Source organism: Rufibacter glacialis (assembly GCF_008271745.1).
GTDB classification, from domain to species: domain Bacteria; phylum Bacteroidota; class Bacteroidia; order Cytophagales; family Hymenobacteraceae; genus Nibribacter; species Nibribacter glacialis.
In genome coordinates, this window is record NZ_VKKZ01000025.1 from 114,701 (window position 1) to 136,572 (window position 21,872).

Here is a 21,872-nt window from a genome sequence, read left to right on the forward strand (position 1 = left end):
CTTTTTTGTTCTGGGGCCTTTTTGGGAAAATCAGGCTTAAAACCCTGTTTCAATAATACTGACCGGCCTGTTTTCTTGAATGTTGATATGGATTTACCTCATTTGGGTTACTTTTTCTTGAGTATCACTTCTATTTGATTTTGAGTAGGACCTTGATTGCTTTCTAAACCCGATTTAACTGCTTCTATAGGTCTAAAGAAATTACCTGACACCAGGTTTAAAGTGTTTTGACTTAGCTCGTACCCACACAACCAGATCATGTCATCCTTGATAATACTGATGATCTTATCAGAAACCTTGTAAGGAAAAACATCACAAGGCGTTCTGGATCCTTCTAAATAAACGTTGAGTGTATCCTCGCTAAAATGGAAGGTAGTACCTGCTTGAATGGGTTTACAAAGCGGGACAATGACAAGCGGTGAAATGGTTTGCCTGACTACCACCCACTCTCCCTTCAAGGGTGAGGTAGGGTTACTTTTCAGATGGAGACCTTTAGAATCAGAGCACCCTACCATAAACAGGAGGAAAAGAGAAATAAATACATTTACCTTATTCAAATAACTTTTCATGTAGTCAATCTGGTTAGTCAGTGATTTAGGGTAAATAAAAAGCCATATGTATTAAACAGCCAATACCTGGCAACGTTTTTAAAAGCTGTATTTCTAAAGTGTAATTTTTGCTAGTTGCACTATAATTGTTGACTCCGATCTTTAAAGCAACACTATCCAAGATATCACACCAAGTTCACCTTCCATTAAGCTTCTTAAAACAACTTACCTCTTATGAATTTGAAGTTAACTCTTCAGGGAGAAGTTGATTTATTTATATAATTCATAATAAATCTGCGAAATTGTTTAAAATATAAACATTTGGTTCTTACATAGTAACATATTGCTTTTCACTCTAAATTTAATAACCTTGTTAATATTAATATAAGATAACGGACCAATACAAATTACACACAAAAATATACGGGATTAAATTTTGCAATTAAGAGGAAAACTCAACTTCCTGAGTTATTTCCACCCAAGACTCCTGCATCATAGTTCAGCTTTTCACCAGAATTTAAAATGCTTTAGTAGTAAATACCGCCAAGCTTTATTATGCATTTAAACTTGATGATTTAATTGAAAGGCAGATTATGACGAGAGGCAGTTTAACCGCTAGACCACTTGTACAATGCGCACCTATAAACTCAAATAATTCTATGTAAAATTTCAACAATACCCCCATGAAAAAAAGCGACCTTCTACTGTTCTTCTTTTTATTTTTTATGGGGATTAGTCCCATATATGCTCAAAAGCCTGTCTACTTAGGCAAAACGAAAGACATGGTTACATCTTTCAAAAACAAAGGATTGAAATCAGGCAACAACGCAGGAAGGTCTGAGGTAAAAATCAGCCATTTACTACCTGGCGAAAAGCCCTTGGTACTACAACTAAACTCAAGTAAAAAGGAAGGTACTGCAGAACATTTTTTTGGAAAAATTGAGAGTAGCCCCTTAAGTAATTTCTATCTGAAAATAAACGGCAAAGAGGCAACGGGGGCAATCATTGATCTTAAACAAAAGAAATTTTACAGGTACTCTTCCAACGCTGAAGGTTCTGTCTTTTTAACCGAAGAAGACATTAACAAGGTACTCTGTGTGGATTTTCAGCATAAGGATCCTTCTCCTGCCTCATCAGAAGTAGAAACAGGGACGGTGGCAGCTGCACCACCTTCCCTTGAAAGCTTGCCAGGGGCTGGGGCTGTTCTTTACCTAGATTTTGATGGGCAGACCGTCATCAACACTTTTTGGAATTCATCTTTCAACAGTGGTAATCCAATTGTGGCCGCCCCTGCTGATTTATCTCAGACAGAGATGGTAGAGGTGTGGAAAATGATGAGTGAAGACTTTAGGCCTTTCAACCTGAATGTAACTACAAGTGAAGCAGTTTTCAATAACGCTCCTATCAACCGTAGAATGAGAGTAATCTTTACTCCCACAAAATATTTTTATCCAAATGCAGGAGGCGTAGCGTACATAGGTTCTTTCACTTGGGGAGGTACCTCGTATGGTGAAACTCCCTGCTGGGTATTTAACCCAACCAGCAAGTATGCAGGGGAAGCAGGGTCGCATGAAGCTGGGCACACCTTTAATCTAGCACATGACGGAAGGATCTCACCTGCTGAACCCTACTACCAAGGCCATGCCTCCTGGGCTCCCATCATGGGCACCGCTTATTACAGGCCACTTGCCCAATGGAGTAATGGCGAATACCTGTCGGCCAACAACAAGGAAGATGATGTGGTGAGAATCGGTACCTTGAATGGTTTCGGGTTCCGGCCAGATGACCACGGAGACGTGAGTAGCACGGCAACCTCCCTAACGGTAGATACCAACGGCAACGTGTCAGGGGCTGCAACCAAAGGCATTATCACCACCAGAAATGATGTGGATGTGTTTTCTTTTAAAACAGGCAACGGTGTTATGGCGCTCACTGTTACTCCTAATCCAGATTATCCAAACCTTGATGTACTGCTCACCCTCCGGGATGGCTCTGGTAATGTAATTGCAACGGCTGATCCTTCCAGCATGTCAGCCTCCCTGAATGTAACCCTTACCACCGGAATGTATTTCCTGACCATAGATGGCACCAAGGGAAACTTGGGAGCAGATTCTGATTATTCTTCGCTTGGGGAATACACTATTTCTGGAACTACCCCCATCAACCAGCCCCCAGTAGTGGCACTGACCTCGCCTGCTGATGGGGCCACCTTCACTGCGCCAGCCTCCCTCATCCTAGCAGCCCAAGCCAGTGACGATGGCGGTATTGTGAGGGTAGAGTTCTTCCAAGGCACCACTAAGCTGGGCGAAGACACCGATGCGCCTTACTCCTTCACCTGGTCTGGGGTAGCCGCCGGCACCTACAGCCTCTCCGCCAAAGCCATAGACCATGGTGGCCTGACTACCGGCTCTACGGCCGTTCAGGTAACGGTCAACGCAAGCGCGATAGCCTGCGAGAACACGGGCTCCATCACCCGGGAATACTGGGCGGAGGTGGCGGGCACCTCCATCTCCGACATTCCCCTGGGCACTCCCCCCACCTCCACAAGCCAGCTCCCCTCCTTCGAGGCGCCCTCGTACGTGGCCGACAACTACGCCCAGCGCCTGAGGGGCTTCCTCTGCGTGCCCGCCACCGGCGAGTACACCTTCTACCTGGCCGGCGACGACCAGTGCGAGCTGTGGCTGGGCACGGGGGCCGACCCCGCCTCCCGCCAGCGCATCGCCTTCGTCAGCGAGTGGAACCACCCCCGCGAGTGGGAGAAGTACGCCTCCCAGCGCGCGGCCACCCTCACCCTGCAGGCCAACACCAGGTACTACCTAGAGGCCCTGCACAAGGAGGCCGGCGGGGGCGACAACCTGGCCGTGGGCTGGCTCACCCCCGGCTCCTCGGCCATCGAGGTCATCCCCGGCTCTAACCTCGCCCCCTTCCACTCACCCGGCAATCAGCTCCCAATTGTCGCCTTAACTTCTCCTAGCCAGGGAGCCACCTTTAACGTGCCGGCTTCCATCACCCTTGCTGCCGAGGCCAGTGACCCAGACGGCACCATTGCCAAGGTGGAGTTCTTCCAGGGCACCTCAAAGTTGGGGGAGGATACGATGGCGCCTTATACCATTGACTGGTTGGTAAATACCACCGGAACCCACGCGCTCATGGCCAGGGCCACTGACAACCTAGGCCACACAAAGGACTCTGAAGTAATCTGGGTGAACACCGTTAATCCAAGCTACTGCATCCCTGACTATGCTTTCATTGGTTGCAACTATTTAACCATCATCAACAACTTCAGCTTTCACACCTTGGCCAACAACGGGTCAGGTTGTAGCAATGGAACAGCCGTTGCTTACACTATCTATACCCCTACGGGTTCCCTAACCACTACGGTAAACCAAGGGCAGAGCTATCCTATCAGTTTGCAAGCGGGAACGGAACATCCGCAGTCCTTTGGGGTATGGATAGACTTTAACCAGGACAAGGACTTTGATGATGCGGGTGAATTTGTGTATGCCTCGCCCACTTCCTCCAAAGACCAGTACACCGCCACTATTTCTATTCCCACCTCTGCAACGCTGGGCGCTACCCGTATGCGGGTGAGAAGTAAGTATGACGGCACCTTTACCAATACTGAATCCTGTAGCTCAGCCCTTTACGGCGAGGCAGAGGATTACACCATTACCATAGCTCCTGCCCTACCTACCGTAGCCTGCGAGAACACGGGCTCCATCACCCGGGAGTACTGGGCGGACGTGGCGGGCACCTCCATCTCTGACATCCCCCTGGGCACCGCCCCCACCTCCACGGGCCAGCTTTCCTCCCTCGAGGCGCCCTCCTACGTGGCCGACAACTACGCCCAGCGCCTGCGGGGCTTTCTCTGCGTGCCCGCCACCGGCGAGTACACCTTCTACCTGGCCGGCGACGACCAGTGCGAGCTGTGGCTGGGCACCGGCCCCGACCCCGCCTCCCGCCAGCGCATCGCCTTCGTCAGCGAGTGGACCCACCCCCGCGAATGGGAGAAGTACGCTTCCCAGCGCTCCGTCTCCGTCACCCTGCAGGCCAACACCAAATATTACATCGAGGCCCTGCACAAGGAGGCCGGCGGGGGCGACAACCTGGCCGTGGGCTGGCTCACCCCCGGCTCCTCGGCCATCGAGGTCATCCCCGGCTCTAACCTCGCCCCCTTCCACTCCCCCGGCAACCAGCCCCCAACCGTCGCCCTCACTTCATTTGCTAGCAAGGCAACTAGCTTAGGAACTGGAAAAACATTCATTAGTCATCCTAATCCATTCTCAGACAAAGTCACTTTCCAGTTTCCTTTAAAAAAGGACGAGGAATACGCATTGAAGATCTATCATGTAAATGGCACCTTGGTCAAAAATCTCACCTCTGGTAAAGCAAAAGCGAACAGCTTAACAGAGGTGGATTGGACAGATGAAAAAATACCCGCAGGGGTTTATCTGGCGCGCCTGATTAGTGCCAATAGGATACAAACCATTCGCGTTATCAGGCAGTAATTATTGATACTCCTTAAAAGTAAAAGCCCCTTGCTCAACCAGCAAGGGGCTTTTTGTTCTGCTTTTCCCAAACAATGCTGGAAATGGCTTAGCGGTTCTATTTTCATTCTGAAGCGCCTTTCTTAATAACAGGCTATTAATGCCACGCTTTCACCATCTGGTACACCAAAGAGGCAGCCAGCTTGGCGGTTTGATGGTCCAGGTCAAACTTGGGGTTCAGCTCTACCACGTCCACAGACATGACTTTGCCTGAGCCGATGATTTCCTTCAAGAGCTGCACCACCACCGGCGGCGTAAGGCCCAGCGCGTTGGGGGCGCTTACCCCGGGGGCGTACGCGGCGGCGAACACATCCAAGTCAATGCTGAGGTACAGTTTGTCTACCTTGGCCATGAACGCCTGAAGCCGTTGCTGCACGTCTGGCGTAATGCCCCCGTGCAGGTCATCGGCTAAGATATAGTCCACCTGGCGTTCCTGGGCGGTCTGGAAAAGCTTGCGGGTGTTGCCCTGTTCCTGTATGCCCAAGCACAGGTAATGGAAGTCACGCCCGGCTGCGGCCAGGTCATCCGCGATCTGCAGGAAAGGCGTGCCCGAGCTGGAATGTTGGGCGTAACTGCGCAGGTCAAAGTGGGCATCTAAATTGATGATCCCAAGTGTCTCCTCTGGTCCTAATCGGTGGCGCAGGCCCAGAAAATGACCGTATGCCGTTTCATGCCCCCCACCCAATACAATGGTTTTGTATCCTTTCCGGAGGAGCATCTCTACTTTCCGGCCCAGTTGTTCCTGGGCCTCTTCCAGGCGCTGGTTCGCGCAGATTACATCACCGCCCCCGTACAGGTGCACGTCTTCGGGCAGATGGTCAGCGAAGCCGGACATGGCTTGCCTGATGGCGGCCGGACCGCCCGCGGCCCCTACCCGGCCCTGGTTTCGCCGTACGCCTTCATCACAACTGAAGCCCAGGAAAGCGAAGTTCCCTTCGCCATCGGTTACTTCTCTGGAAAGGTCTACCATATGCACCACCTGGTGCCACCGCAGGCCCAGTTCCCCATCCTGCGGGTCCATTCTGCCCTGCCAGGTTGTTTTATCTGATGGTTTGTACATGCCGGAAGTTACTCAATGATTTAGAAAGGTGACCTGCCCCAGGGTTATTTTTGGTTTTGCAGTTGCCCGCGCTTCCAGATGAACTGGGGTTTTAATTGGCCCTGGTGGTACAGGATTTCCTGGTAATTATCCGCTGGGAAGGCGATCATATCCGCTAAAGAAGCCGGCACCAGTTGCCCCCGGTCTTCCAACCGAAGGGCGTGGGCCGCCCGAAAGGTGATGCCGGCCAAGGTTTCTGCCAGGGTGAGTTTCTGGCCAGCGCCCAGCAAAGCAGCCTGTAGCAGCAAATCCCCCATGGGTGCTGAACCGGGGTTCCAATCCGTAGCGATGGCCACGCAAAGCCCGGCATCCAGCATCTGGCGGGCAGGCGCATAGTGCATGCCCAGCCCCAAAGAGGCTCCGGGCAAGACCGTGGCGACTACGCCTGCCTCTTTCAACTGAGCCATCTCTGGGGTGCCGCTGGCCTCCAAATGGTCGGCACTGGTAGCTTTTACTTTAGCGGCTATGCTGCTGCCGCCCGTGCTGAACTGATCTGCGTGCACGGTAAGGGCAAAGCCCAATTCCTGGGCGGCGATGAGGTAGTGTTCGGCCTCTTCTTCTGAGAAGGCGGTTTCTTCAATGAAGATATCCACCCGCTGGGCCAACCCTTGCGCCTTGACCTGGGGCAAAAGCTCTTGGATCAGGTGCTGGAGGTAAACGCCAGCCTCAGAGAATTCTGGCGGCCGCATATGGGCCGCCAAACAGGTTGGGATCAAATCAAGGGCGTGCTGGCGGTTCACCTGGTCAATGGCCTGCAACATTTTTAGCTCCTCTTCCACGGTGAGACCGTAGCCGCTTTTCACCTCACAGGTGGTTACGCCCTGGGCCAGGTGCCGGTCGCACCGGGTTTGGAGGGAGGCTACTAGGTCCGGTAAAGAAGCGGCCCGGGTTTTGGACACGGTGTCCAGGATGCCGCCGCCGCTGCGGGCAATCTCCAGGTAGCTTTTCCCCGCCACCCGCAAGGCATAGTCGTTGGCGCGCGAGCCGGCAAAACACAGGTGCGTATGGGCGTCAATGAACCCAGGTACCAGCACCAGGGGCTGATCTATTTTATGGAGGAGGTACTGGTTGGCTTCGGCTTCCTGCAAAAGCGCTTGATAAGGCCCCACCTGCACCACCTTTTCTCCTTGAATGACAACCCCTGCCTCCGCTTTTATTTCCAGTTGATCATCGGTGAGAGGTCCTGCCAGGGGTAAACCGGCCATGGTCAGGACTTGGGAAAAGGGACCTACCAGCGTGCGTGGTTCAGGAGTTGAATTCATTTGGTCAGGTTTCAGAAAGCGTGGAGAGCGGTAATTTATACCAGGCGAAGATACCCGGCTTTTGGGTTGTTTCCCGAAAAACAGACCAAAAGCCGGGTATCAAAAATCTTACTTGGGTTAAAGGCTTAAGCCAAACGTGTCGCTGTTTTCCTGGGCGGTCTCATACCCGGCATCGGCGTGCCGGAAGATACCCATGGCCGGATCATTGTGCAAGACGCGCCGGATGCAGCGGTCGGCCCGGTCAGTGCCATCTGCCACGATTACCATGCCCGCGTGCTGGGAATAACCCATGCCCACACCTCCGCCGTGGTGGAAGGAAACCCAGGTGGCCCCGCCGCTGGTATTGGCCATGAGGTTGAGCAGCGGCCAGTCAGACACAGCGTCAGACCCATCCAGCATGCCCTCGGTTTCGCGGTAAGGCGAGGCTACCGAGCCGCAGTCCAGATGGTCGCGGCCAATGACAATGGGGGCCTTCACCTTGCCCTCGCGCACCAGCTGGTTGAACAGGAGACCGGCTTTCTCACGGTCGCCCATGCCTAGCCAGCAGATGCGACTGGGCAGCCCCTGAAAGGCTACTCTCACCGCTGCCTGCTGGAGCCAATGAATCATGTGCTTGTCCTGGGGGAAAAGCTTTTTGAGGGCCTCGTCGGTTACTTTGATGTCCTCCGGGTCACCGGAAAGGGCTACCCACCGGAACGGCCCTTTGCCTTCGCAGAAAAGGGGTCTGATGTACTCGGGAACGAAGCCAGGGATCTGGAAAGCCTGGGTTTCCCCGCCCTGCTTGGCGAACTCCCGCAGGTTGTTGCCATAGTCAAAGGTGCGGCTGCCGCGGCGCTGCAATTCCAGCATGAACCCCACATGGCGGGCCATGCTTTTAAGGGAAAGTTGGCGGTATTGCTCCGGGTCGCTTTTCCGGAGGGCGAGCGCCTGGGGCAGGCACATGCCATGGGGCACGTAGCCGTTGATAGGGTCATGCGCCGAGGTCTGGTCGGTGAGAATATCTGGGGTGATGCCGTCCTGGAGGAGTTTCTCCAGCACGTCGCCTATGTCGCCCACCAACCCGATGGACACGGCCTCGCCTTTGTCTTTGGCGGCCAGGGCCAGGCGCACGGCCTCCCGGTAGTCATAGGTCATTTTGTCTATGTAGCGGGTCTCCAGGCGTTTCCTGATGCGCTCCGGGTCAATGTCTACCCCCAGAAAAGTGGCCCCGGCCATGGTAGCCGCCAGCGGTTGGGCCCCACCCATGCCGCCTAAACCGCCGCTCACCAGCAGTTTGTGGCGTAGATCCCCGTTGAAGTGAATCCGGCCGCAGGCGGCAAAGGTTTCATACGTGCCCTGTAATATCCCCTGCGTGCCAATGTAAATCCAGGAACCGGCGGTCATCTGTCCGTACATCATCAGCCCCCGCTCGCGCAGCTGGTTGAAATGCTCCCAGGTAGCCCAGTGCGGCACCAGGTTACTGTTGGCGATGAGGACGCGGGGCGCCTCGGCGTGGCTCCTGATCTTGCCCACCGGCTTGCCCGACTGGATCAGCAGGCTCTCGTCCTCTTCCAGGGTGAGCAACAGCTCAACAATCTTTCGCGCATCCTGGGGGGTACGAGCCGCTTGCCCTATGCCCCCGTACACCACCAACCGTTCCGGGTCTTCGGCCACTTCCTCGCTCAGGTTGTTCAGGAACATTCTGAGCGCGGCCTCTGCCTGCCAGCTTTTGGCGTGCAGCTGCGGACCCCGGGGCGCCAGGTACATGGGGTGGTTGGCGTAGGTCTGAATGAACTGGTCTGTTGTGAGCGCAGACGGAAGGGCTACGTGGGGTTGGGCAAGGGTATCCATAGACGAAGCTTCTGAGGGTTAAGGGTACAAGGCAGAAGGAGCCAAAAAGTTCTTTAAGATACTAAATAATCTTTACAGGATGCCACTTCTTAAGAGGAAATTGCTCCTCTCCTGAAAAGGACCCGGTTTTTGGATTCTAACGTAAAACCAGGAGGTTCTGGTGGAAGCTTTCCCGGATAAGGATAGGGTAAAAAGAAGGTACTTGCGGCGTGGCCTTCTTCCCTCGCGCCAGGCCAGTGCCTCCCGCCTCCAGGCCATGCAGGAAGTTGAGCACCTCTTGGCGGGCTGCCGCGTAAAACTCAGGGAGAAAGACTACCTTTGTGGCTGGAACTATGGAAGAACAGAAAAATAATCCACTGCACGGCAAAACCCTGGAGATGATTCTGGTGCAGTTGGTAGACCACTACGGATGGGAAGAACTGAGTGAGCGCATCAGGATCAACAGCTTTACCCATGACCCCACCATCAAGTCAAGCCTCACGTTTCTGCGCAAAACGCAGTGGGCGCGCCAGAAGGTGGAAGACTTGTACGTGCGCACCTTTGCCTGAGGCGTCCTTTTTTCCAGCGCCCGCCCCCTCCTGCGGGGCGTATTCTTAGCAGGGCACGTATCGTATTCAGAATCAGCAACCACATGTCAACAGATAACAGCATCCGGCTTAACAAATTCATCAGCGACTCGGGCTTCTGCTCGCGCCGGGAGGCCGACCAATACATAGAAGAAGGCCGCGTGACCATCAACAACCGCGACGCCAGGAAAGGCGCCACCGTGAAACCCGGCGACAAAGTAGCCGTGGACGGCGAGCCCATCAAGGCGAAGAAACCGAGTGACCGGCCCATTTACCTGGCCTTCAACAAGCCCACCGGCATCACCACCACCACTGATTCCAAAGACAAGAAGAACATCATTGACTTCATTGGTTTCCCCAAGCGCATCTTCCCTATTGGCCGTTTAGACAACGCCTCTGAAGGGCTTATCTTCCTGACCAACGACGGCGACATCGTGAACAAGATCCTCCGCGCTGACAACAACCACGAGAAGGAATACGTGGTGATGGTGGACAAACCGGTGACCGAGGAGTTCATCAGGCAAATGAGCAACGGTGTGCGGCTGTTTGAGGGGATGACCAAAAAGTGCTTTGTGCAACAGCAGGGCCATAAGGTATTCCGGTTGGTGCTCACCCAAGGCTGGAACCGCCAGATCCGGCGCATGTGCGAGGCCCTGGGCTACAAAGTGGAAAAGCTCAAGCGCGTGCGCATCATGAGCGTGAAGTTAGACGATCTGCCCACCGGCCACTGGCGTTACCTTACCCTGGAAGAGATCAAATCCATCAATGAACTGGTGGCCGGCTCTTCCAAAACCGAGGAAGCCTCTTCCAAAGCCCGGGAATCTTCTAAAGCCGTCAAGAAAACCGCCGACGAAGAGTACGAAGACCTGCTCACCGATGAGGAGTTTGGGGTGAAGGTGCACAGCGTGAAGAAATCTGCGCCCAAAGAACCCCGTGAAGCCCCCTTGCGCGATCCTAAACTTCGCCGGGCCGAGCGGTTCAGCAAACCCAAAGCAGATGGTGACGGACCTGCCAAGGCAGACCAGGCCTCAACGGGCAAACCCATGCGCAAGACAAAACCGGCCAGCGGCAAAAACCTGAAGACCAAATCTGAGCACGTTTCCAAGAAAACCGACCGGTCGCCCAAAGGCTCACTCGCGCCCAGGAACGCCAAACCCGGTGCGGGCAGAAAACCGAAACCCGGTGGCAGCGAAGGCTCCAAGAGAACGGCTGGCACCCGCGGCAAAGGCCGCCGCTAGTCTAAAGCATCAATTCAATCCACTTTCTTTGGGCTGGAACGGAGGGATTTGGGTTTGTTTTTATTAAAACGCGCCCGAATCCCTTCTTCTGTTTTGGCGAGCCCGGAATGACTATGAGGGGGTTTTCCCCTAACCGGAGAAGAGAACCCATTTCTTAGCCCTTTTCCCAAAAACAGGACAAAATCTGCTGCTAACAAAGAAATCCTACCATTGCCTTAACCAAACCGGGATCAGCCCGAAGGTTTCAGGCTTCTTTCCTAAAAAGAACATTGAAACAGAGCCTGACGAACTGCCGGCAGGTTTAGGCTCTAAGGAAGTTGCGGCTTCCGGCAAGAAACCCGTTCTTCGTGCAGAGAGAACCTACCCTAATCCCGTTCCCTATGGCCCTGACCGCTTACGAAGAAAGAATTCTGCTGGAACTTCAGGAGTGGAAGCTGCAAATGCAGAAGGAACCGTCGCTCATGAACCACCTTTCCAGGGGCATGCAGCAGAAACTGAACAGCTATATCCCGGAGAAGGTACACCAGGCTCTTACCGCCACCATCAAGCAAATGATCAGGGCAGTGCTGTTTGGGGCCACCCACACCACGGGCAAGACCCTGGCTCCAGTCACGCTGGAACAGAAAGAGGCGACGGTGCTGGACCGCATCGCCTTCTACAAGAAAACCGCCGCCGCCGAAGGGGGCATCACTGGGGCGGGCGGCTTTTTGCTGGGCCTGGCCGATTTCCCGCTGCTTTTAGGAATCAAGCTGAAAATGCTCTTCGACATTGCGGCGCTGTACGGCCACTCCGTGGATGATTACCGCGAGCGGCTCTACCTCCTGCATATCTTTCAACTGGCGTTCAGCGGGCAGCAGCAGCGGCGCGAGGTGTACGGGCAAATAGCAGATTGGGAAACTAAGAAAGACCACCTGCCCCAGGACATCCATGAGTTTGACTGGCGCACTTTCCAGCAGGAGTACCGTGACTACATTGACCTGGCCAAGATGGCCCAACTCATCCCCATCATTGGGGCTCCGGTGGGTGCAGTGGTCAATTACCGGTTGCTGCAGAAACTGGGCACCACCGCCATGAACGCCTACCGCATGCGGTGGCAGGAGACAAGGCTTTTACAATAAGTAACCTCATAGGCCCACCCGCCAGAAAGGCCTTCTCCTTTTGCCCCAAACCTGCAGCACCTTTGCAGCCAAATTATTTTGAATCGCCTCTGATTTCTTAAAAACAGTCACTTTTCGGCCCTACCTCCCTTATTTGAGGCTCCTTGGTTTTATCCAATTACCAGGCCATGCAACCAACTTTTCCTAAGCACGTTGCTATGAGCACTCTGAAACAGTTTGGCCTGATTTCTGAGTATGTACCTACGCCCCTAAACCTTACCTCTATGAGACAACTACTTTCATGCAGCCTGGCTACCGCAGCCCTGCTTTTATTCAATTCCTGCGCTACCAATCCGGTTACCGGGAAAAAGAACCTCAACTTCATGTCTGAAGAACAAGAGGTGGCCCTGGGCCTGCAATCTGACCCGCAGATTGTGGCGCAGTTCGGGCTGGTGGAGAACCCTGCCCTGCAGCGGTTCATCCAGGAGAAAGGCACCCAGATGGCGTCCATCTCGCACCGGCCTAACCTTAAATACCAGTTCAAGATCGTGGACTCCCCCGTACTCAACGCCTTTGCCGTGCCCGGTGGGTTTGTGTACTTTACCCGCGGCATTATGGCGCACTTCAACAGCGAGGCGCAGTTTGCCGGGGTGTTGGGCCATGAGATTGGGCATATCACTGCCCGGCATTCGGCGCAGCAGCAAAGCAAATCTACCCTAGCGCAGGTCCTGCTCATGGGTGGTATGATCGCCTCTCCTACCCTGGCGCAATACGGCAACGAGTTGTCTCAGGGCGCGAGCCTGCTTTTCCTCAAGTTCGGGCGTGATGACGAGCGCCAGTCAGATGAACTGGGCGTGGAATACTCCACCAAGATTGGCTATGACGCCACCCACATGGCCGACTTTTTCCAGACCCTGCAACGGCAGTCGCAGCAGAGCGGCCAGGAGGAATTGCCTAATTTCCTTTCCAGCCACCCCAACCCCGGTGACCGGTACAACACGGTGCACCAACTGGCGGCCCAATGGAAAACCCAAACCAATGCCACCAACCTTAAGGAAGGCCGTGACAGTTACCTGCGCATGATTGACGGCTTGATCTACGGCGAAGACCCCAAGCAGGGCTTTGTGGAGAACAGCATATTCTACCACCCAGAGCTGAAGTTCCAGTTCCCTATCCCGGCGGGTTGGCAACACCAAAATACGCCCCAGCAGGTACAGATGGCGCCGCAAGACGGCAAGGCCATGATGTTCCTGCGCCTGGCCCAAGGTACCTCTCTGCAAGCAGCGGCCCAAAAAATGCTTACTGATAACCAACTGCAGGCCATAGAGTCTAAGCAGGTGACCGTGAATGGATTGCCTGCGCTGGCGGTGATCGCGCAACAGGCGCCCCAACAACAGCAGCAACAGCAGGCCCAGCAGCAGCAAGCGCCCCCCATTCAGGTGTTGAGTTACTTTATCCAGCACGGGGGCAACATCTACAACATCACCGGGGTGACTGCCGCTACTACGTTTAATGCCTATTTCCCGGCTTTCAGCGCCACCGCGCAGAACTTCAAGCCGCTCACCGACCCAGAGAAAATCAACCGGAAGCCAGAGGTGGTGAGAATCAAAACCATAAGAACGCCCACCACCCTGCAACAGGCGCTGAGAACCTACAACGTTCCTGACAAACGGATGGAAGAAATGGCAATCCTGAACGGCATGACCCTAACTGACCGCCTGGAAGCCAACACGCTGATCAAGGTGATAGAAAAATAAGCCTTAAATAATCAGGCATTCACCAAAAGAGCCACTCCTGTGAAAAGGGGTGGCTCTTTTGGTTTGGCATATTCTCAGTTCCTGAAATTCTGGGTGATCATGAGGCGCCGGTCACTGCCTTGCAGAACACCAATGCCCACCCGCCCGAACCGGTCGCGGAGGATGTTGGCCCGGTGGCCGGGTGAATTCATGAGTCCGTTGTGGGCAATCTCCAAGGTAGGAGCCAACGCCAGATTTTCTCCCGCCAGCCGGAAGGGTACTTTGGCTTTTCTGATGCGGTCAAAGGGACCATAACCCTCTGGCGTGTAGTGGGAGAAATAGCCGCGCCGGAACATGTCTTCTGAGTGCAGGCGGGCCACCCGCCGCAAAGATGTGTCAGCGGCCAAAGGGGCCAGATTGGCTTTGGCCCGCTCCTGGTTCAGCAAGGTGAGCATTTCGGCTTCCAAGTCAGGGCGGGGTTTCATGGAGGTGACTTTATAGGGCAATTGGATGACCTCGTCAGATCCCGGCCGTACCGTCAGTTTGCTCATGGTACGGTTCAGCGCTTTGTCAAAGACGGGAGAGAGCGCCATCTCGGCTTTTTCTGCGTACCTGGAAAACCGGGGCGCGAAGGCGCTGCCCTGCACCTCGTCCTGTACCCACAGGGGCAGCGGGAAAGCCGTCAGGAGCACCACCACCAGCATGCCCGTCACCAATCCGCTCAGGAACCCCGGCAGCAACCCTAGTACCTGGTTGCCCTTGTGGGCATGCACCCTGGCGGGAAGCCTGGAAATAGCCCAGGTACCCAGAGCCTGCAGCAGCACACTGGCCAGAACCGCCACCAGAAAAAAGGAGATAGGCAAAAGCCAGAGCTCGTTCCAGTCAAACACCTTTCCCAGTCCTTCGGCCACCAGCGGGTAAAGGCTCAACCCAATGAGCAGGCTCCCCACCCAGCGCACCAGGTCCAGCACACCGTAGATAAAGCCCCGGTGCCATCCCGTGAAAAGGCTGGTGGCCATGATGAACAGAAGCAGTAGGTCTACAAAATTCATAGAATGGGGATTAGATCTGTGGGAGGATAGGTTCCGGGGAATCCTGCCTGCTTCCTTTTACCGGCCCATTCTGTATTCTGTTACCGGCTTCCTTAGGTTTCTGCGCGGGAAAACTACTGAATTCCACCTCTTTTACGTGGGGCTGCGTATACCCTCTCCCACCTGAACCAATCTTTATCTTATGACCAAGCCAGAAATAATACACGACGCAGATGACCTCCGTTTCTATGCAGACCTGAACGGCGAAGAAGCAGAGCTCACGTATTCCCTCACAGACAAGGAAGAACTGGACTTAGACTACACCTACGTACCGGAAGAACACCGGGGCCAGGGCATTGCCGACCAGTTGGTGAACACCGCCCTGGAATACGTGAAGCAGAACCAGCTGACTTTTGTGGCCTCCTGCCCCGTGGTGGAAGCCTACGTGAAACGGCACCCGGAATACGAGCCCTTCATGGTTCAATACTAAGCGCTTTCCTCCGTAACGGTGCGTCCCGGTTTCCGGGTTATTTTGCAGAATTGCCCGGTAAACCGGGACGCACCGGTACTATTCCTCCTTCCTTGGAATTTACCCCCAGTCCAACTACCGCTGTGGGCCATTGCCGTATTCAACCGGACCTTGCCTGCTACCAGAGGACTTCCCAGCCGGTTCAGGTCCAAATACTGGTTTTATCGGCTTGCTACTTGCCTCTTCCTTAGTACCTTCGCCGGGCCAAAGGGCGTACTTTTACCGCATGCACACCATTACCATCATTGGAGCCGGGCTTATAGGCGGTTCTGCCGCATTAGACATCAGAAAAGCAGGGTTCGCGCAGGAACTTATTGGGGTGGAACAGAACCCTGAGAATGCCACCCGCGCCGTGGAATTAGGCCTGGTAGACCGCGTGCTGCCGCTGGAACAGGCCGCTACCCTGTCAGATCTGATCCTGGTAGCCATTCCGGTTACCGCCATTCAGCAATTGCTGCCTTCCCTGTTAGATTTGGTGCCGCCGCACACGGTAGTCATTGACCTGGGCTCCACCAAAAGCCTTCTGTGCGAAGCCGTGAAAACGCACCCCAACCGCGCGCAGTTCGTGGCCGCGCACCCCATTGCCGGTACGGAGAACTCGGGCCCTGCCGCCGCGCTGGAAGGTTTGTACCAGGGCAAGATGAACATCATCTGTGAGAAAGAGCTTTCCTCGGCCCACGCCCTCTCCACTGCGGAGGAGTTATTTTCCCTACTGGGTCTGAAAACCATTTACATGCAGCCCGAGGAGCACGACAAGCACGTGGCCTACGTGTCGCACCTCTCGCACGTGAGCTCGTTTCTGCTGGGCTTGACCGTACTGGACGTGGAGAAAGACGAGCGCAATATCTTCGCCCTGGCCGGCTCTGGGTTTGCCTCTACGGTACGCCTAGCCAAGAGCTCTCCTGATATGTGGGCACCCATTTTTGAGCAGAACGCCCATTTCCTGAGCCACGCCCTGGAAGAATACATCAAGCACCTGCAGCACTTCCAGCAGTGCCTCCAGAACGGCCAAACCGACCAGCTTTACCAGATGATGCAGCAAGCCAACCAGATCAGACCTGTGCTGGACGGTATCGCCCAGATTGCGCCCGGGAAGTAAGCATTTAGGAGCCTTTTTATCGAAAACAGCCCGGAAAAGTCCTTTCCTTCTGCGCCTTTCCTTAGCCGAGGAAGGTTCCTGGTTAAGCCATAGCCTCAGTTGCCTTTTAGGCCTGTTTTATCAAAAACAGCTTTGAAAAGCCGCCTTTCCTCCTTCCCCAAATGGGGGTTTCAGCTGTGTTTTTCTGATTTCAGGCGTTTTTGCTGGATCAGCTTTTGGTAGGTGGCCATCAGCGTGTGCTGCGGGAAACCCAGGTAATACATGACCAGAATGAGGGAGAATACCAGTTGCAGCCGGATTACCCCGTTCTCCAAGTATTTTCGAGCCGAGGAGATTACGCGTTGCGGCAGCACCACAAAAGTCGTCTTCCGGTGCAGGCGCCACACAATCTCCTGGTCTTCCATCACCCGCAGCGTTTCTTGGAACCCGTTCACTTCCCAGAAAAGCGCCCGTTCCACAAACAGGCTCTGGTCCCCGAACCGGAAAAACGTAGTAGTCAGCCGCGTACACCAGCCCATGAGCTTCAGAAACCAGTGGGGGTGGTCAAATTCAAGCCGGAAACAGCCCGCTTTTTTCCCTGCTGCTATTGGTGTAAGAATGGCCGCGGCAAAGTCGGCGGGCGGGTACGTGTCGGCGTGCAGGAAGTACAGCACCTGGCCGGTGGCCTGCCGGGCGCCTTCGTTCATCTGGCGGGCTCGGGAGGTATGCTGGCTTGTAAGAACGGTGGCCCCCGCTGCCTGGGCTAGGGCGGCCGTGCCATCAGGGCTCTGGGCATCTACCACCAGAATCTCGGTGGGAATTCCCTGGGTCTGGGCCCGCAGGTACGTCACCAGGTGGGCAATGCCCCTGGCCTCCTGAAACGTGGGAATGATGATGCTGAGGGTCATGCTGGAAGGTGTGGTCCTAGGCGCGCCAGGCGAAAGCCACCGGGCGCCGCTTCTGAAGGTACGAAACTTTTCTGCCTCCGTATTTCCCCTGAATTCACTAAATAAGGCCAAAAATCACCTCATTTCGCCTTACGGGACTTAACCTCGGCCCTGCCAGCCCGTACGTTTCATGGGAACACCTATTTACACCACTTAATCTGCAACACGATGGCTCTCACTGATTTTCTGAACAAGATCAAAAAAGAATGGGAAGTACTGAAGGGGGAGAACTCCAAAGACAAGTTCTTCTACAACGAGAACACCTACCCAGATGAAGCCACCGCGCAGCGGGAATTCGCGCGCACCAAAGAGAAACTGTTTAACGTGAACAGCTGGTCTTTGCTCACGGGCATCAACTCCACCTTCCAGCTTTTTGATGCGCAGGGAAACCCCTCAGACGCGCCCAGAATCCAAGAGGGCGATTACATGCAGATCATTTTACCCGCCACCTCTATTGAGAACTGGGTGACCGCCATTGAGGTGACGGAGGAAGAAGAAGCCGCCCAATTGGTGGTGCGCCCCTGCCCCAAACCCGAGGCGCAGAAAAACGACCAGGAAGGCAATGAGGTGAAGCATTTCTTTTCTGAAGAGGCGACCAGTACGTTCAGGGTGGTGCGCGAGGGCACCAAGATCATGGGTATGGAGATAGGCCGCAATGAGGTCATCAACAACACGGGAGAACAGGCCGGTAACCGCCCTATCCTGAACACGCTCATCTCAGAAGGCGGCTGGGCCGGATTCCAGGCTTTGCAATGGGATAAGATCACGCGGTACTACGTGCACCTGGAAGAAGCGAAGGCATAACTGGGCAGCTAGTTGCCTAATGGGCTCCCTTAGTTGGACACCGCTCTCCCGCCTATAATAATGCCCAGGTTCAAGCCCCAGGAGGTGAGTTTCCGGTTCCAGTGCACCAACCCTCCCACGCTCACGCCAATGTTTTTCTCATAGTTGCTACTACTCCCCTGGGTTCCCAGTTTTATAGGAAAAAAGGCAAAATCGGCTTGGGCGGTCCCTCCTAACATGAGGTAGGTTCTGGTATCATAGGTTAAACCTGTGGAGCCCCACCAGCCGCTGGAAGGCGTCTGCGTGATGTTGTAAGGCATATCATATTTGACAAACGAAGGCCCCACAAAGAAAGACCCAAAGGAAGTCTTGCCCATGCTGGCTATTTTCCCCACAGAAAAGTAGAACCCGCCTAGTTCATGAATAGGCCTTTGTTCATCTCTGTACTTTAGCCCGGAAAGGTGCCGGTCTGTAAAACTCAACCCGTATAGACCGGTGGAAAAATCCAGGAGGTTCTCCTTGCTTCCCGTTTTGATAGAGCCAGTAATAGAAAGCTGGAAGATATAGGTTTGATCTGAGGCAAGAGGTACCGTGCTGCTTACCTGAAAATACAGCCGTTGCAAAGCTGTGGAGGTAGAATCCTGGGCAGAGACAACCTGGATACTACAGAACCATAAAAACACAAGCAGGCTAGGCTTCATCTATTCCTTGTTTGGTGAAACGCATGGAAAAGGCAGGTGCTTGGCGGTTATTCCTTTTTGGCAGAAAATCGATCTCCTCTTGAAATCTCTTGGTTTAAAACCAGCTAAACCAAGAGGCACTACTTACCCTGGCAAAAGGCAAACTAACAACAGAAGCAGGAACTCACTTCTTTTTAGGGCCCAATTTCCCTACCAGAAAGTTCAGGTTCAGGCCTCCGTTGGGCATTTTGCTATTGTAGTTGAACACGCCTCCAATACTCAGGCCAAAGGCATGGTTGGCCGCTAGAACCATATCACCTCTAATGCTCCAACCAGGCAGCCAATACGTCCTGACGTCATATTCATAATAGCTACTGTTGAGAATACCTCCCCACCCGCCGCTGGTCACTGTTTTGATATTGTGTGGCATCTGGTACCGCACCAGCGAAGGTCCGGTGGAAAGGGAAAGGGCGATTCTTTGGTGGACGTCCCTGGATTTTCCTACGGTGAGGTTGAGTTCCTCCACGTTGTGCATGGGCAGGTTGCTGCCATACCAGGCCGTATTCTTCAGCTGCCCATCATCGGTTTCCTCATATCCGTGGCTGTAGCTCCTCAGAGCCAGGAGGTAGTTCTGCCGGGTTTCTACCACCAAAGAACCGTTTACCACCCAATGCGATGCCTTGGTAACAGGAATAGCAGCGCCTGCCATGAGGTAAAATTTCCTGATAAGCACAGAATCCGGGGCCGTTTGCCCCCTAGAAGAAAGGCTATAAAGAAGAAGAAGGGCAAAAAAGGCGGAAGTTTTCAAGGCTTATCCAGTTTGAGTACACGCATATACTTCCTCACCCCATCAGCCAAGCGCTCTACAAGATAGCGTTTTTCCACCCAAAACCTATCATTCCCAATAAGTTAGCTTATTGCACCACCCGCAACAAGAGGAGCGTTTAGAGGCTGTTTTCAGAGAAACATTCCTCAAAGGCACGACTTCTCCTGCTCATTTAATCATAAACTGCCGCCAAAAGCTTCTGCAATTCCTGGAACAGCACCGCATTTCCCTCCTGCCGGTACTCCTTCAACTGCTCCTGAAAACGCGGCACCTCATACAGGAACGCCTTCAGGCCGTCTGGGGTGAATTCAGGGAAGTAGCGACCGAAGCCTAGTTTCTCCACGTAAGCGGCATTCAGGTACTGTTCAAACTGTTTGGGAATGGGCACCGAGCAGATGGGTTTGCGCAGGTACACCGCCTCACTCAGCAAAGAAAAGCCCCCATTGGCTACCACGGCCTTGGCCGAAGCCAGGTCCTGGATAAACCCGTCTTCGCTGAAAGCCTTTAGGTAGACGTTGCCGTGCTGCTCTTCTTTGTTGAAGCCATAGACATAGAACGTTTCCTGCGGCAGCGCCTGCAATACCTGCAACAGGTTTTTCTGGTTCGTGCTGGACTGGTACACCAACACGTGGTTTCCCTGCCGGGGCATAGCTTGGAGAATAGCCTCCCGGATGATGGGCGGCACCACCGTGGTCTTCTCCTTGCAGGGAACGGCTTCAAAAAACGAGGCCACCAGATAATGCGCCGAGCGCGGCACCTTTGCCTTCACCACGCTCTTGGCCACCTGGTAACTGCCTTTCCACTCGGGCAGGACGGGGATGTCCAGTTGGCAGCGGTTGATCACCTGCATGTTGTCTATGCTGATGATGGGCAGGCCGTGGTGCTTCGCGAAGAAATAGCTGAACGACTCAAAATCAGAGATCACTACCTGGGGGCTGAACTGTTCCATGAGTTCGCGGTAGCGGGTGAAGTTCATCTTGAGGCTGGCCGGAGCCGTGCGCAGCGTGAGCATAGCGGTGTTCACGGTAGAAACGGCGGCGTTGCGGTAGGCAATGTGGAAGCCTTTGATCTCGTGCACCCGCCCCGGAAACGCCTGGTGCAGGAATTGGAAAGCGCGCGCACTGGACACCACCTGCACGTCATGCCCCTGCGCCAGCAGAAACGAGATGATCACCTTGCTGCGGGTGGCGTGGCCCATGCCCTCACCGGGTACTCCGTATAGAATTTTCATGCTTAGGAAGAAAGGTTAACAGGGTGGGTAGCCTCCCGGAAGGCCTTGCGCAACACCCCTGACAAAGAAAACAAATAGGCCAGCAACAACCCCACCCCAGACCCTAAGGTGACGTCCAGTTCTGAGTGCACGCCCAGCGCCACCCGTGACAGGCATACCAGCACCGCCCACACCAAAGGCAGAGCCAACCACGGCCGGTGTCTGCGCGGTACCTGCAGACCCAACCACATGGTGAGCAACGAGCCCAGCAGGAAGGCATTCTGGGAATGGCCAGATGGGAAGGAATATCCGGCTTCGTTCACCCAATGCTCCAGCACCAACGGCGAGATCTGGGCGTACTTTTCGGGCTCCTTTTTCAAAAACTCGGCTAAATAAGCCCGGCGCGAGGGGGCATCCTGCAGGTAGAAGGTATCCAGCAAAGAGGCTTCCTCCCCTTTGGGCCCCAACAGGAACTGGTGGCTGGGGCGCGGCACATGGGCCAAAGGCTTGATGACGTACTCGTTCAGCAAGGCCATGCTGCCCAAGGTGGCCAGCAGAAACAAAAAAGCGACGGTAAAGGATTGCACCCGCAATTTAAGGCCGGCCTGCCGTTTGGCTACCAATAAACACAGCAGCACGCCTAGCACCGGCGTGCCGTACACGCCCCCAGACTCCGACAAGGCGTACCAGAAAAGGGTATCCGGGTCATGTTGCAGGTAACCGCTGAACGAGACGGGTAAGAGCCAAACCAACAGCACCATCAATAGCCAACTTGCGCCGGTGAGCAGCAAGGCAAACCTGTTCAGGCCGTAGTGTTTCCTCATAGGTGAAGCTTCGCGGAAAAGGGGATGAATGATTGGCTACA

Annotated in this window: 18 protein-coding genes; 8 read left to right on the forward strand and 10 right to left on the reverse strand. The window is 54.3% G+C overall.

The window, feature by feature from the left end; genetic code table 11:
- Positions 1 to 107: 107 nt before the first annotated feature.
- Complete coding sequence (locus tag FOE74_RS19585) at positions 108 to 569, reverse strand: hypothetical protein (protein WP_149100331.1); 462 nt, start codon at positions 567 to 569, stop codon at positions 108 to 110.
- 1,640 nt (positions 570 to 2,209) lie between these two features.
- Here FOE74_RS19585 and FOE74_RS19590 point away from each other — a divergent pair.
- Entirely contained in the window at positions 2,210 to 5,056 is a 2,847-nt protein-coding gene (locus FOE74_RS19590) for an Ig-like domain-containing protein (RefSeq protein WP_192576640.1), read from the forward strand.
- Positions 5,057 to 5,192: 136 nt separating this feature from the next.
- Here the strand turns inward: FOE74_RS19590 and hutG are convergent, their stop codons facing one another.
- The 3 genes from hutG to hutU all read right to left on the reverse strand — a co-directional run bounded on the left by hutG (position 5,193) and on the right by hutU (position 9,286).
- Complete coding sequence (gene hutG, locus FOE74_RS19595; protein WP_149100333.1) at positions 5,193 to 6,155, reverse strand: formimidoylglutamase; 963 nt, start codon at positions 6,153 to 6,155, stop codon at positions 5,193 to 5,195.
- A 44-nt stretch (positions 6,156 to 6,199) separates the two neighbouring features.
- Positions 6,200 to 7,456, reverse strand: coding sequence for an imidazolonepropionase (gene hutI / locus FOE74_RS19600; protein ID WP_149100334.1), 1,257 nt, complete (start codon positions 7,454 to 7,456; stop codon positions 6,200 to 6,202).
- A gap of 117 nt (positions 7,457 to 7,573) precedes the next feature.
- Positions 7,574 to 9,286: a urocanate hydratase gene (gene hutU, locus FOE74_RS19605; RefSeq protein WP_149100335.1), complete on the reverse strand. Its 1,713-nt coding sequence runs from the start codon at positions 9,284 to 9,286 to the stop codon at positions 7,574 to 7,576.
- Positions 9,287 to 9,618: 332 nt separating this feature from the next.
- On the opposite strand from hutU, the gene FOE74_RS19610 reads away from it, so the two are divergent.
- The 4 genes from FOE74_RS19610 to FOE74_RS19625 all read left to right on the forward strand — a co-directional run bounded on the left by FOE74_RS19610 (position 9,619) and on the right by FOE74_RS19625 (position 13,944).
- Positions 9,619 to 9,834 carry a VF530 family protein gene (locus FOE74_RS19610; protein ID WP_149100336.1) on the forward strand — a complete coding sequence of 72 codons (216 nt, stop codon included), beginning with the start codon at positions 9,619 to 9,621 and terminating at the stop codon, positions 9,832 to 9,834.
- Between the two features lie 83 nt (positions 9,835 to 9,917).
- Entirely contained in the window at positions 9,918 to 11,090 is a 1,173-nt protein-coding gene (gene rluF / locus FOE74_RS21600; protein ID WP_149100337.1) for a 23S rRNA pseudouridine(2604) synthase RluF, read from the forward strand.
- Between the two features lie 386 nt (positions 11,091 to 11,476).
- On the forward strand, positions 11,477 to 12,208 hold the full coding sequence (locus FOE74_RS19620) for an EcsC family protein (RefSeq protein WP_149100477.1): 732 nt from the start codon (positions 11,477 to 11,479) through the stop codon (positions 12,206 to 12,208).
- A 263-nt stretch (positions 12,209 to 12,471) separates the two neighbouring features.
- Positions 12,472 to 13,944: a M48 family metalloprotease gene (locus FOE74_RS19625; RefSeq protein WP_149100338.1), complete on the forward strand. Its 1,473-nt coding sequence runs from the start codon at positions 12,472 to 12,474 to the stop codon at positions 13,942 to 13,944.
- 74 nt (positions 13,945 to 14,018) lie between these two features.
- On the opposite strand, the gene FOE74_RS19630 is transcribed toward FOE74_RS19625, so the two are convergent.
- Positions 14,019 to 14,975 carry a CvpA family protein gene (locus FOE74_RS19630; protein ID WP_149100339.1) on the reverse strand — a complete coding sequence of 319 codons (957 nt, stop codon included), beginning with the start codon at positions 14,973 to 14,975 and terminating at the stop codon, positions 14,019 to 14,021.
- A 181-nt stretch (positions 14,976 to 15,156) separates the two neighbouring features.
- Here FOE74_RS19630 and FOE74_RS19635 point away from each other — a divergent pair, with 181 nt between their 5' ends.
- Together FOE74_RS19635 and FOE74_RS19640 are read left to right on the forward strand one after the other, a co-directional pair.
- A complete protein-coding gene (locus FOE74_RS19635; protein ID WP_149100340.1) occupies positions 15,157 to 15,444 on the forward strand; it encodes a GNAT family N-acetyltransferase in 288 nt (95 codons plus the stop codon).
- A 265-nt stretch (positions 15,445 to 15,709) separates the two neighbouring features.
- Entirely contained in the window at positions 15,710 to 16,582 is an 873-nt protein-coding gene (locus FOE74_RS19640) for a prephenate dehydrogenase (RefSeq protein ID WP_149100341.1), read from the forward strand.
- A 170-nt stretch (positions 16,583 to 16,752) separates the two neighbouring features.
- Here FOE74_RS19640 and FOE74_RS19645 read toward each other — a convergent pair whose 3' ends face one another.
- Entirely contained in the window at positions 16,753 to 17,469 is a 717-nt protein-coding gene (locus FOE74_RS19645) for a TIGR04283 family arsenosugar biosynthesis glycosyltransferase (RefSeq protein ID WP_149100342.1), read from the reverse strand.
- A gap of 207 nt (positions 17,470 to 17,676) precedes the next feature.
- Here FOE74_RS19645 and FOE74_RS19650 point away from each other — a divergent pair, with 207 nt between their 5' ends.
- Positions 17,677 to 18,312 (forward strand): hypothetical protein, encoded by a 636-nt coding sequence (locus FOE74_RS19650; protein ID WP_149100343.1) that lies wholly within the window; start codon positions 17,677 to 17,679, stop codon positions 18,310 to 18,312.
- Positions 18,313 to 18,341: 29 nt separating this feature from the next.
- Here FOE74_RS19650 and FOE74_RS19655 read toward each other — a convergent pair whose 3' ends face one another.
- The 4 genes from FOE74_RS19655 to FOE74_RS19670 all read right to left on the reverse strand — a co-directional run bounded on the left by FOE74_RS19655 (position 18,342) and on the right by FOE74_RS19670 (position 21,831).
- The gene (locus FOE74_RS19655) at positions 18,342 to 18,992 is read right to left on the reverse strand and encodes a hypothetical protein (RefSeq protein WP_149100344.1); all 651 of its coding nucleotides are present in this window, start codon (positions 18,990 to 18,992) and stop codon (positions 18,342 to 18,344) included.
- A 163-nt stretch (positions 18,993 to 19,155) separates the two neighbouring features.
- Positions 19,156 to 19,704 (reverse strand): hypothetical protein, encoded by a 549-nt coding sequence (locus FOE74_RS19660; RefSeq protein WP_149100345.1) that lies wholly within the window; start codon positions 19,702 to 19,704, stop codon positions 19,156 to 19,158.
- A 265-nt stretch (positions 19,705 to 19,969) separates the two neighbouring features.
- Positions 19,970 to 21,028: an MJ1255/VC2487 family glycosyltransferase gene (locus FOE74_RS19665; protein ID WP_149100346.1), complete on the reverse strand. Its 1,059-nt coding sequence runs from the start codon at positions 21,026 to 21,028 to the stop codon at positions 19,970 to 19,972.
- A gap of 2 nt (positions 21,029 to 21,030) precedes the next feature.
- Entirely contained in the window at positions 21,031 to 21,831 is an 801-nt protein-coding gene (locus FOE74_RS19670; protein WP_149100347.1) for a phosphatase PAP2 family protein, read from the reverse strand.
- Positions 21,832 to 21,872 lie beyond the last annotated feature (41 nt).